Below are 11,413 nucleotides of genomic sequence, written 5' to 3' on the forward strand. Positions count from 1 at the left end.
CTCCTGTAAAGTTTGCTCTCTTTTCACCTACATCCATCTTGATTCCCTATTACTTGGATCAATTACTGCTTTAGATACTTTCAAGGCGCGTTTTTGATGTCACTTCACGCAATGCGACTAACAGGCCGTTTTTTCATCTGGGTCATCGGATCTAAGCACCCCTAATGACTCAGCGGGCAACACTGTTCTAAAGTCTTGTATCGGCACGATGCCGTTTTCCCCTAAAAATTTTAATAACGGTGTAAACCCATAATTAAAATCAATAATTCTTGCCTGCACGTATCGAATATCTGCGTGGTTACCCACCGGATCCAATATTGCTAAACCGTTTTTATTTAAGTAATCCAGTTTAATATTTTCAGCCGTAAATCCAGGAGGAGCCCCCTCACTTAATGCTAACGGCTTTATATCTGTATCATTCACCACGCATACAGCGGCTATTCTTGCGGTTCGTCGGCTAATATCGTTCATCGACTGAAGATGAAACACAAAAATGGCCAACTCCAATATCGCGAACAGTAATAATAAAAACAGTGAACCAACGATGGAGAATTCCACCATGGTAATACCCGTTTGGTGACGCTTTAATTTATTCATGGTGCCACCCTCATCACCGAAGAGGCTTTTAACGTAAGCGTTGAAGTCAGGATGTTATCGAGTAAAGGCGCGAGAAGTGCTTGGTAAGGGTACTCGGCAGTAACCGTCACTGAATTACCATCCTGAGAGATAGTAATGGTTATGGCATCTAATACTGGCTGCGCCGAATCAAGTGGGGCGGTGCTGCCATAAATAACCGCATTGGAAATGGCTAAGTCTGATGCAATCGCGTCGGGGTTGGCGGTTCCATACACTTCAGTCACCGCAATGCGGGCACCATTTTGCACCGCTTTGCTTAAGGTATTGTATTTAATAAGAATATTTCCAAACTCTCCTACCGCCGCGATAAAAAACAGCAACAGCGGTAATAGCAACGTAAATTCAACCGCAGCAATTCCTGCTTGTTTACTACGCTTACTCGTGCGATCCACACCACCTTCCTGAAGTCGAGAATGATGTGGATATACCAAATGACAATAATGTTGGGCTCTTTTCATTTAGGAATCCTCATTAAAAGGATCTTTATAAAGCACAATACGATAAGGACCATTTCTGGAACTTTGGCCATGATTAAAGCTATTATCGACACTGCACTCGCTGACGTATTCTCCGGTCACATCTTCTCTACCAGAATTATCGGTCGGTGCTTTATTGACCATGAAAAAACACCCTAAAGAGGCGACCGGAAACTCCGACTTACCATTGGCGTTGGTCACGGGGTTCTCACAGTCAAGCATAGGGATAACCAACATACGGCGATTGTTATGCTCCCCCGCGGTATAGTCTGAATGGGTGATATCCTCTGTTATATTGAGGTCTGATTTGTACTCACCTTTAAGTGCGTTACTAAAATCACCGAAGCGCGTATTTAACCCCTTAGCAACAGAGCCAACAGTATTACCGGGCTTAGTAAAAATAGTCCCTCCTAAAGATGAACAACCAACATAGCCACCAGCGAGTTGTTCACGCAAATGGTCATTTTTTTCGTTCTGAGTTGAGCCTTCCAGCTCATCATCAAAGTCAACCAGTTGAAAATTCCCTGGCCCTATATCTTCGCTAGTTGAAGCCACCTTGATTGGATATTGCTCTCCATCAACAAAACCACCATGCTGATTATCCGGATCATTTGTACACACCGTCAAAGGGGCCAGATTACATACCATCCCCGCCCCCGCACTAGGCCCCGCTACCGCACTGGCGGCGATCTGCTTAGTATCGGTAAATAGCTGCATAAAAAAGCTTTGCAGATCAAGGTTATTAACGACCACCCTGACATAACAATCACCTCCGGAAGTGCATGCGCCCCCGTCAAACGTTGAGTTACTGTTATAAGTGACACTCACCGAAGCCGATGCGATATCTAATTCCGCATTACCCCCAGCAACTACCAGTTTTTCCAAGGTGTCATTGACGGCCGTTGTGGCATTGGCTTGTGAGCCACTATTATCCAATATGACCGCTGCGGCTAAGGCGGCCGCATCGACACCATTTTGCAACTTAGTGCGATTCATATACATATGATTGACATCGATCGCCAATGCGGTTACTGCTAACAATGAAAGCATGGCGACCGTCATAATGATCGCCACTATACCTCTCTGCTTGCGCATACTCGTATTCATACATTGTGTGCTCATAATAACCTCGGAATCTTAAAATCCGTTCAAGACTTGGCTTTGCCCTGTCCCCTGCAAAGTTTCGTTCTTCTTGCCCGTGTAAATGCTATAAGCGTCTTCCATACGCTCACCGTTGCCATCGGGAATAAAATCTTGGTTTTCTTGCGTAGCATCCGGGTTATAGGTTTGTAAGCGCTTCATCTTCGCCACGTGATGGCCAAGAGCAGGCTCGTTGGCGCAGCCCGCTAGCATCAAAGCCAAGCCCAATATCCCTGCCGTTAAGTTCACTTTCATTGCAGCTATCCTTTCATCATGAGTTAAGTCAGGTTAGAGACCATGACCAAATGTGCCTTCTGCCCCACCTCGCTCAGAGAACGTGACCTGATCTTCAAACGCGGTATTTGCTCGCATGGCGTTTCCATGTTCCGCGATGGATGCGCCGACCCCTAGCAAGTAATAACTCACATCATTAGGCTCTACAAACGCATCCGTTGGTAATGAAACCTTATCTCGGTCAATAGGCTTGGCTAAGCGCGGCGTCACCAAGATAACTAACTCGGTTTCTCCCGAAATATAGGACTGACTACTAAACAGTTGCCCTAGAACGGGGATGTCCCCAAACCCGGGTAAAGTAGAGACCGAATCGCGAACATTTTCACTAAGTAACCCGGCAATACCTATGGTTTGACCATCCGCCAACTCTAGTGTTGAAGAAGCACTTCGACGGGTAATGGGGGGAATAAAGTACGCTGCATTAGATCCTGAAGGCGTGATATTTAACGTTGTAGAAGCCGCAACCTCACTAACATCCACTGCTAGATTCAGATTGATTTTTTTATCACTAAGCACGGTCGGAATAAATTTCAGTCCCACGCCATAAGATTTATACTCAACAGTAACACCGTCTTCACTCGGCACAGGGATTGGAAATTCCCCACCTGCAAGAAACTCCGCTTTCGCACCACTCAATGAGGTTAGATTCGGTTCTGCCAAAATTTTTGCTACGCCATTTTCTTTCGCGATGTCCAATGCCAAGGTAAATAGAGTATTGCTATCAATGAACGTTGCAAGAAGACCAGTGCTTTCTATCGTTGGAGGGGTAAATATTGGACCAATAACCCCATCGGTAATCCCATCAATTACCCCACCAGCTGATGTGCCTCCTAGCCCCCAATTGCCATCCACATTAAAGAAGTGGAAATTGGAATCGAAACGACGCACCAAACTACGCTGAACTTCTGCCACCGTCACTTCAAGCATCACTTGCTGAGCACCACCAATGCTCATCATGTTGATGACGCCGGTTTCTTGTGCTTCTTCATTGCGAGAGCCTGTTTCATCATCCGCTGCTTCTCCCGCGGCAAAAGTTTCCGCTAAACGCAATGCGAGATTCATATTTAACTGTGAGCTCACTTGGCCACTTAGAATCAAACGATTTTGCGAACTGTGAACCGCAATTGACTCGTCAGGTAAAAATTCATGCAGTTTCACTTTCAAACTATTGAGGTCGTGAGTCACCTCAATATTGATCGATTCGAGCAAGTTTCCGCTACGATCCCACGCCATTAAATTGGTTGAACCCAATTTTTTACCGATCAGAAACAGCTGATCAGATTTGATCATCACGATATCCAATACTTCTGGATCACCAAGGGAAACGCGTTTCGCCTTGCCTTGCAATTGAACAAAAGCCGATTTATGTTGCGCAACAGTGACCGTTTTACCGCTCTGGACAGCAGCCGTCGCCAAAGTGCTAGAGACAAAAAACAGTACCCACAATGTCATTAATCTTTTAATCATGTTCTTCACTCCCTAACACGAACACTAGAGGTATCCGTACCTCGAATAACCGTCACCCTCGGTTGAGGCACGTATTTACGTACGACTTTTTGCTCAATCGCATGTGGGTTACGCAAAGCCAGTTGAATATCCCCTTTGCTTTTTGCCGTCAGTAATTTCTCCGCATCCTTTGGCGACACCTCTAACGTTACCGCTCGAACAATAACCGGTTTGTTGTCATTGGTGCGCGCAGTTTGATCGACTGCGAGCACTTTTATCTCTTTCAAAACGGTGCTGGTGTTCGCGGAATTTTTGCCATACTTAACCGTATTCAACACATCTACCTTATTACCCGGCAGCAAGAACCCCGCAACACCGATCACATCATTAACCCGAATGGTGATGGCTCGCTTATCTTCAGGAATCAGTGCGGCAAGGGTTGCCCCTTCACCAGGAATACTCAAACGTTGTTCAAGAAGAATTTCATTAAGAAAAACGGTGGTTGAAGCCACTCGCCCAATCGCCAATTCTGTTTCAGAAAAATGATTTTCATCCACCCAATCTTTTTCTAATAATCGCGTCGTTAAGTGTTTGTCTTCAATCACGGTTCCGGGCAGGATTTCCTGCGCTGCGACCACGACTGGAAAACGCTCAACCACTTCCACTTCAGTGGTTGGTTGTGTTTGGTTATCTATCCATTGCTTGGCAAAAAACACCGCGCCTAAACCAAATAGGGCGGATAACAATACGAGTAATAAAACTTTTCCACTGCTCATCGAGCACCTCCTCCTGTTCCATCTGCTGTGAAGTACACTTCCCACGACCGTTGCAGTATTTCCGGATTCACTTCGCTGGTTGACTGCTCAAATGCAATGATGTCTCGACAGATCCCGGTTAAATCCTTTGGTAAACATGGGAAAAATCCAACCTGATGCATTTGATGCAAGCGGTATAAGTGCTCAAACGTTTCATCTTGTAATGTGATGCCCTTGCTTTGTGCCATCTCTTGCCACAAAGCGTGATACTCACTTTGCTGCAAAGGGTGGAACTGAATTTTGTAACCAAGACGCCGCAAAAAAGCCGGGTCACTGATTTTTTCTGGGTTTAAGTTGGTTGAAAAAGCCAGAGTAAGAATAAATGGCACCGTAACTTGCTGGCCGTTAGGCAATGACAAGTGATCCATACTGTACTCCATGGGAACGATCCAACGGTTTAAAATACTGTCTACCGGCATTTTCTGGCGGCCTAAGTCATCGATAATGAGCACGCCGTTGTTGGCCATCATTTGCAATGGCGCCATCCACACGCGGCTATGCTCACTATGGTTGACCTCCAACATATCCATGGTCAGCTCACCGCCAACCTGAATGCTTGGCCTTTCACATAGCACCCAACGTTTATCACATTGCGACTTGTATTCGAGTATTGGGCCAAACTCTTCTCTCGCCACCGGTTTATGGTGCTGCTTGGACATCACTTGAATAATGTTACCCGAGGTATACACCGCATGAGGAATGTAAACAGCGGTGTTTAAGGCATTATTCAGACGAGTTGCGACATAGGTTTTACCGGTTCCGGCATCGCCATAAAGCAGTAGTGCGCGGCCAGAGTTAATCGCCGGGCCAAGCACATCAATCATGCGATCTGCGCCATACACATCCGTCATTGCTTTGGTGACGTCTTGGCGGGTGATGAGCCGCGCGCGCACATCTTGCGCCTCGATCATCGCATTGTAGTCACTTAATGCGATGGGCACTGGGCCTAAATAGGCATCGCGCTTAAATGCCGCTTCCGCCTGTTGGTTTCCTGCCTCGGACAAGCCATAGCGCACCCTTGCGCCGATATTAGTCGCCTGAAAACTGCTGGTTTCCGCTTGATACACCTCGACCAATGATTTTTGACGCAGTGTCGCAATCACCTCCTCGACCAAATGGCTACTGATTGCCATCAGTCGCGTAAGGTGCAACACATCGGTTTTGGGTAACACAGAAAGGTGCTTAAGAAGCAGATGCTCCAGCACCGCGTAGGGAACGTTCAGCGCTTCAACAGAAGTAGGGACCTGAGGCGCAAACACCTGAGAGGTTAAATCTGAATTGTTGGGTGCTACTTGCCGCTTGCCATCCATAGCCAACTCCTTTGTTGATCGCTCAACTTGTTTATCGTTATTCATTTTTAGTGATTCGGAGTCATTTGAGTTAACGCTTGTCACTCAAGTTTTGTCATTCCTTCTTCATCAACACTTTACTCTTTTGCCCTCAGAGTAAGAGAAAATTACGCATAATATTGCTGCAGCGCTAACCCCATGATTAATATTGGTGCAAAGGGCATATAGGTTAAGCCTTTCCCTGTGGATACAGTGTGCTTTAACTGCTGTTTGCCGATCTCCATCTGCACCGCCATGCCCGCGAGACTATAAACACTGGAACCCATCGGTTCGGCACTGATATGCACTTGCTTTGCTTTTTCGAGCCGATTCAGCGCCCAATACATAGGCCCAACAAATACAATCATCAAACAGACATAAAATAGGTAATCCGTCAGTTGGGCGGTTCCTAACCAAAAGCCCAACACCGCGATGAGTTTGACATCCCCCGGAGCCATGACCCGAATAAGATACAAACCTAAGCTCACCAAAAAACAGATGAAAAAAGCGGCACTCTTATTCAGTAACACTGGAATAAGTAATTCGCTCGGGCTATCAGTAATACAACTGACTAAGATGGCAACTAATAGTACCAGTAACCACTGATTAGGTATCCGATGCGCCTTGGCATCGGATACACATATCATTACTAGTCCAACCCAAATGGGAGTACTTGTTAACATGACTTACGCTTAAGGCTTAGCTGCTGATGTAATGTTGGTTTTTAATTTATCGAGAAGTGTTGAAGCTGCTCCTCCAATATCGCCAAACAACGCTACCAATCCAGCAGTTACCACACCACCAGCTACCGCATATTCCACCGCCGTCAAGCCTTCTTCATCATTCCAAAAATCTTTGAGTACTTGTGTGAACTTTTCCATTTGAATTCCCCTATAATCCTGTACAAAGGTTTAATAACGCAAATTACATCACCCGAAAGAGTGATGCTCCTTCTTGAGCTTAAGTCAGTAAAGTGCCAACTCGTTAGGACTTTTTTGCCTTTAATTGAGACTTTTTTGACAAACTGATATACATAACATTAACAACCATCAAAACAGTGACTACATTCACAAATCAAATGGTTACTTTCCTTTTCATTTCTTACCAGTCATCTAAACTAAAAGTGCTACTCATTTATTAGATTAGAGTTCTAAGCAGTAATAAAAATATCAACATGTGTGCTTATAAGCTTGATGACGTAGCTTTCTCTTTTATAACGCTGCAATCTGGTAAGAATTATCATGAAGACAAGGATGGTTTGGCTAGGAAAGCCTGTAAGTGATTTGCCTGTAAGTTGCGCGAAGCAACTCACCGACGTATTCGACGTACAGGAATGTTTTGAAGACATCTCAATTATCAGTGAGCCTGATGTGGATATGTGCGTATTATTTCTCGGCAATAGGGAAACACGCTACTTAGGCACGTTGGGCAAGCTTTGTGATAACCTCGGGAAAAAGCTGTTCGTTCTTCTACAAAGCCCACTTCATGAATCTTTACCCGCTTCGTGCGATAGCTTGGAATTAAGCCTTTTGGATGAATCCTTTTTTCCAGCTTGGCTGGAACGCCTCAAGTTACGGTATTTGATCTCAGCAAAAGCAAGTTCCAAGGCGATTATTATTCCTCGCCCATTAACGATGCCTTCGCCCTCAGCCTCTATTTCCGACGAGTTGAAAAGCGTCATTCGCTTTATCGACGACAATTTTCACCAAGAAGTAAGAGAAGAAGAGGTCGCAAGTTTATGCCATTACTCTCCGAACTATTTTTCTAAATACTTTCATCGGGAGATGGGGATATCGTTTCGGAACTATCTGACATCCAAGCGGCTGTCCCAAGCTCAACGTCTACTCAAAGAGCAACCGAAATCGAAAATTGCTTACATCGCGTATCAGTGTGGGTATCACGATGTGTCCTATTTTTCTCGGATCTTCAAAAAGAAAGTCGGTATTTCTCCTGCTACTTATCGGCATCAAGTTTAAGTCGTACTCGCCGTGCGAAATTTGTTTCATGAACGCTATCTTCGCCACAGAATTGTGCAAAATTCATTCACACCGAATGGATTAATATGCTAAGTTTTACAATAGGTTAACAACTATAAGTACAGCAAGATAACACATGGAGTCACTGACAATGAATCAGCCGAATATCAATAGTACTGCAGGTTGCGCTCTCCCGCCGCCAAATGAAATGATTCTTAAGTGGGCCGAAGTGCGCCCAAATGAGGTTTATTTAAAGCAAATTATCGACCGACAGTTTGTCGAATTCACCTTTGCTGAGGTGGCCGATCAAGCCCTCAGACTCGTCAGTGCGTTGCGCAGTTTGGGGCTTAAACCCGGCGATAAGGTGGCGTTGGTATCGAAAAACTGTGCAGAATGGTTTATCTGCGATCTCGCCATGATGTTGGGTGATTATGTCAGCGTGCCAATCTTTCCGACGGCAGGTACCGATACCATTGAGTACTGTATTACACACAGCGAAAGTAAGGCCCTGATTGGGGGTAAATTAGATGACCCTACCGCCACGCAAAAAGTCATTGATGGGCTAGCCGATATTATCAGCATCTCACTGCCTTATGACTCGGCTCCACAGTGCCAATATCAATACAAGCAATTGATTGCGAGCGCCGCACCTAGTGAAGAGCGCCCGCAGCATTACGATGACAAGTTGATGTCCCTTGTCTATACCTCTGGGACATCCGGTTTACCAAAAGGGGCAATGCTCACTTACGGCGCCTTCAGTTGGTCTGCACAGCAACTCATTGACCACATCGGTATTCAAGAAGGTGACCGCCTGTTCTCATACCTCCCACTCGCTCACATTACTGAACGAGTGTACATTTTTGGTTCCTCTATCATGGGAGGTGTGCAGACGGCATTTCCTGAGTCTTTGGATACCTTTATCGAAGATGTAAAAATGTACCGCCCAACGTTGTTTATCTCGGTTCCTCGCCTTTGGACCCTATTCCAACAACGCATTCAGGATAAACTGCCACAGAAAAGGCTCAATATTCTGCTGAAAATTCCATTTGTGAACACCTTGATCAAGAAAAAACTGGCAGAAGGACTTGGTTTAGATCAAGCGCGTGTTTTAGGCTGTGGTTCTGCCCCTGTCTCTCCCGCTTTACTCAAATGGTATCATTCCGTCGGCTTAAATATCACCGAGGCGTGGGGAATGACCGAGTCTTTCGCGTACAGCACGCTCAATTATCCATTTAACGCTGAAAAAATTGGGTCGGTTGGTAAAGCAGGGCCAGGCATCGAACTGAAGATCGCCGACGACGATGAGATCATGGTTAAAGGCAAGGGGTTGTTCTCTGGCTATTATAAAAATGATATCGCAACGCAAGAATCATTTGATTCCGAAGGCTGGCTGCATACTGGCGACATTGGAGCTATCGATGCAGAAGGTTATCTGACGATCCAAGGTCGTAAAAAAGACACATTTAAAACCGCCAAAGGTAAATTTGTTGCGCCAGTACCTATCGAGAAAAAGCTTTTCGAATACAGCCGTGTTGAGATGATGTGTTTGATTGGTTTAGGTTTGCCTGCACCGATTCTCTTGGTGGTTCCGCATAATTTCCCGAACTTCGATAAAGAACGCTATGCACGTACGACTAGCAAAGTCATTGCAAAAATGAATCAGGAGTTAGAATCACATGAGCAGATCAAAGGAGTGCTCATGATCCAAGATCCTTGGAGTATCGAAAATGGAGTGCTCACGCCAACGTTGAAGATAAAGCGCCACGTGCTTGAGCAGAAATACCATGATATTGGCCACAATTGGCCGAAAGGGAAGTTAGTATTGTGGGAAGGTGATCTTGCCTCAAAATAACATGGTGGCCAATGAAAAATAGTCAAAACCACTCTTATATTAATTAGATAACAGGGCTTATAAAAAACCAACGCTTTCATTAGCGTTGGTTTTTTTATCGCAGAATTTCTATTGACTCGGCGTAAATCAGTTACAAATTAATTACCAATATTTCTTTCAATTTTAATTTCTAACGTCTTGACACTTCTTAAACCAAAAACAACATTACTAGCTTATTTGAGATTCAAACTGCCTTTGAGTAATCATCAGGGACATTTTCCATATCAATACCGTTAGTACTATGCTCACTAAACCATCACTAAAATAGTGCCAGCCTAAAGCAACAGAACCTACAAGTATCACTCCACCATAAAGGCCAAAAACTAGTCCTAGCGTTCGGTTTACAGAATTCATCCCCAAAGCCATAAGCACAGACATCGACACATGCATACTTGGCATCGCAGATATCCCACCCCCTAACATTTCTTTACCATTGGCGTAGGAGTCCCAAAGTTCATCTTGTGTGTCTAACGCAAAAAGTCCATGGTAGCCGTTGGCTATCAACCAATCATGCTGTTGATGTAGCAAATTCATCAACTCATCATAATCATGGATATTTGAGTCGAGTCTAGAAAGAAATGCAGGTCCTGCACTAGACAATATAGTCGCAGCAATCATGCCCAACAGCAACCAACACAATATCCAACTGACCAGATAGCAACTTCTCTGCTTCGAGCGTGAAGCGAGTATGAAGTAGCATAAAATTCCCCATTGGAGCAAGAACCATATATTGTAACAGTAATTTATAATCATGGTTAAGAATGGGGAGTCTAATACTCTATGCACTATAGTCCACGGTGCTTGACCTCCAAAAATCCATGCATCAATATCATGAAATAGTGCATCATATTTAAATGGATTCACTAATGGGATCATAGATTTGGCTGTAGTGAAACTTGATATAAATAAACTCAATGCGGTTAATAGCATAAATGCAGAAATGATTTTTGCTCGATAATTAAAAACTCTTTTTATTTGATACCAATAACACAATAGCGGACGGGGTTCTTTATTCTTGATCAGAATAAAAAAATAAATAGTCGCGAGCAAAACTACCGTAAGCCAAATGATAATTGGTAATGCATTAGCGTAAGCAAAAAATGAGACCTTATTCTTATAGCCATGAAAGTAAGAATATGATGTAACTGACAAGCAAATAATGCTTATTATCGCATAAATCAAGCTGTCTTCTTGTATATGCTTGAGAATATTAGTTGCTTCTTGCCTTAGAAGCCCAGGTATACAAAGTAAATTTCTATATAGTATTACTAGCATATTGTACAACCATTCATTTTTCATCACATATCAATTTACAATAACAACAAACACCCAGCAATTAATAAGTATTTTTTCACGATATTTTCCAATCAAAGTGTTACCTATCCCTCTAATTACCCATTCAGATTGACTA

At 44.1% G+C, this 11,413-nt stretch carries 12 protein-coding genes; 2 read left to right on the forward strand and 10 right to left on the reverse strand.

Annotation, left to right across the window (positions count from 1 at the left end; genetic code table 11):
* Window positions 1–117 precede the first annotated feature (117 nt).
* The 9 genes from ACVA54_RS13375 to ACVA54_RS13415 form a co-directional block, all read right to left on the reverse strand.
* A complete protein-coding gene (locus ACVA54_RS13375) occupies window positions 118–597 on the reverse strand; it encodes a TadE/TadG family type IV pilus assembly protein (RefSeq protein WP_446649681.1) in 480 nt (159 codons plus the stop codon).
* Entirely contained in the window at window positions 594–1,094 is a 501-nt protein-coding gene (locus ACVA54_RS13380) for a TadE/TadG family type IV pilus assembly protein (protein ID WP_446649682.1), read from the reverse strand. Before ACVA54_RS13380 ends, ACVA54_RS13375 begins: the two co-directional genes overlap by 4 nt.
* Complete coding sequence (locus ACVA54_RS13385; RefSeq protein WP_446649683.1) at window positions 1,095–2,186, reverse strand: pilus assembly protein TadG-related protein; 1,092 nt, start codon at window positions 2,184–2,186, stop codon at window positions 1,095–1,097. It abuts the gene before it with no gap.
* Between the two features lie 63 nt (window positions 2,187–2,249).
* Window positions 2,250–2,507 carry a hypothetical protein gene (locus tag ACVA54_RS13390; protein WP_446649684.1) on the reverse strand — a complete coding sequence of 86 codons (258 nt, stop codon included), beginning with the start codon at window positions 2,505–2,507 and terminating at the stop codon, window positions 2,250–2,252.
* Window positions 2,508–2,540: 33 nt separating this feature from the next.
* On the reverse strand, window positions 2,541–4,013 hold the full coding sequence (locus tag ACVA54_RS13395) for a type II and III secretion system protein family protein (protein WP_446649685.1): 1,473 nt from the start codon (window positions 4,011–4,013) through the stop codon (window positions 2,541–2,543).
* A gap of 5 nt (window positions 4,014–4,018) precedes the next feature.
* The gene (gene cpaB, locus ACVA54_RS13400) at window positions 4,019–4,768 is read right to left on the reverse strand and encodes a Flp pilus assembly protein CpaB (RefSeq protein WP_446645384.1); all 750 of its coding nucleotides are present in this window, start codon (window positions 4,766–4,768) and stop codon (window positions 4,019–4,021) included.
* Window positions 4,765–6,117: an AAA family ATPase gene (locus ACVA54_RS13405; RefSeq protein ID WP_446649686.1), complete on the reverse strand. Its 1,353-nt coding sequence runs from the start codon at window positions 6,115–6,117 to the stop codon at window positions 4,765–4,767. Before ACVA54_RS13405 ends, cpaB begins: the two co-directional genes overlap by 4 nt.
* A gap of 146 nt (window positions 6,118–6,263) precedes the next feature.
* Window positions 6,264–6,818, reverse strand: a complete 555-nt coding sequence (locus ACVA54_RS13410; protein ID WP_446649687.1) for a prepilin peptidase — start codon at window positions 6,816–6,818, stop codon at window positions 6,264–6,266.
* A gap of 9 nt (window positions 6,819–6,827) precedes the next feature.
* Window positions 6,828–7,016, reverse strand: a complete 189-nt coding sequence (locus ACVA54_RS13415; RefSeq protein WP_446649688.1) for a Flp family type IVb pilin — start codon at window positions 7,014–7,016, stop codon at window positions 6,828–6,830.
* Window positions 7,017–7,376: 360 nt separating this feature from the next.
* Here ACVA54_RS13415 and ACVA54_RS13420 point away from each other — a divergent pair, with 360 nt between their 5' ends.
* Entirely contained in the window at window positions 7,377–8,111 is a 735-nt protein-coding gene (locus tag ACVA54_RS13420; RefSeq protein ID WP_446649689.1) for a helix-turn-helix transcriptional regulator, read from the forward strand.
* A gap of 151 nt (window positions 8,112–8,262) precedes the next feature.
* Window positions 8,263–9,963: an AMP-binding protein gene (locus ACVA54_RS13425; RefSeq protein ID WP_182852560.1), complete on the forward strand. Its 1,701-nt coding sequence runs from the start codon at window positions 8,263–8,265 to the stop codon at window positions 9,961–9,963.
* A 207-nt stretch (window positions 9,964–10,170) separates the two neighbouring features.
* Here the strand turns inward: ACVA54_RS13425 and ACVA54_RS13430 are convergent, their stop codons facing one another.
* Window positions 10,171–11,301, reverse strand: a complete 1,131-nt coding sequence (locus ACVA54_RS13430; protein WP_446649690.1) for a phosphatase PAP2 family protein — start codon at window positions 11,299–11,301, stop codon at window positions 10,171–10,173.
* Between the last annotated feature and the right edge of the window lie 112 nt (window positions 11,302–11,413).

The organism is Vibrio sp. PNB23_22_6 (assembly GCF_052877535.1).

Excerpts from the sequence above, each read along its gene's own strand:
- ACVA54_RS13415 (WP_446649688.1), bottom strand. The coding sequence starts at position 7,016 with ATGGAAAAGTTCACACAAGTACTCAAAGATTTTTGGAATGATGAAGAA.
- ACVA54_RS13375 (WP_446649681.1), bottom strand. The coding sequence starts at position 597 with ATGAATAAATTAAAGCGTCACCAAACGGGTATTACCATGGTGGAATTC.
- ACVA54_RS13405 (WP_446649686.1), bottom strand. The coding sequence starts at position 6,117 with ATGGATGGCAAGCGGCAAGTAGCACCCAACAATTCAGATTTAACCTCT.
- cpaB (WP_446645384.1), bottom strand. The coding sequence starts at position 4,768 with ATGAGCAGTGGAAAAGTTTTATTACTCGTATTGTTATCCGCCCTATTT.
- ACVA54_RS13420 (WP_446649689.1), top strand. The coding sequence starts at position 7,377 with ATGAAGACAAGGATGGTTTGGCTAGGAAAGCCTGTAAGTGATTTGCCT.
- ACVA54_RS13380 (WP_446649682.1), bottom strand. The coding sequence starts at position 1,094 with ATGAAAAGAGCCCAACATTATTGTCATTTGGTATATCCACATCATTCT.
- ACVA54_RS13430 (WP_446649690.1), bottom strand. The coding sequence starts at position 11,301 with ATGAAAAATGAATGGTTGTACAATATGCTAGTAATACTATATAGAAAT.
- ACVA54_RS13390 (WP_446649684.1), bottom strand. The coding sequence starts at position 2,507 with ATGAAAGTGAACTTAACGGCAGGGATATTGGGCTTGGCTTTGATGCTA.
- ACVA54_RS13410 (WP_446649687.1), bottom strand. The coding sequence starts at position 6,818 with ATGTTAACAAGTACTCCCATTTGGGTTGGACTAGTAATGATATGTGTA.
- ACVA54_RS13425 (WP_182852560.1), top strand. The coding sequence starts at position 8,263 with ATGAATCAGCCGAATATCAATAGTACTGCAGGTTGCGCTCTCCCGCCG.
- ACVA54_RS13395 (WP_446649685.1), bottom strand. The coding sequence starts at position 4,013 with ATGATTAAAAGATTAATGACATTGTGGGTACTGTTTTTTGTCTCTAGC.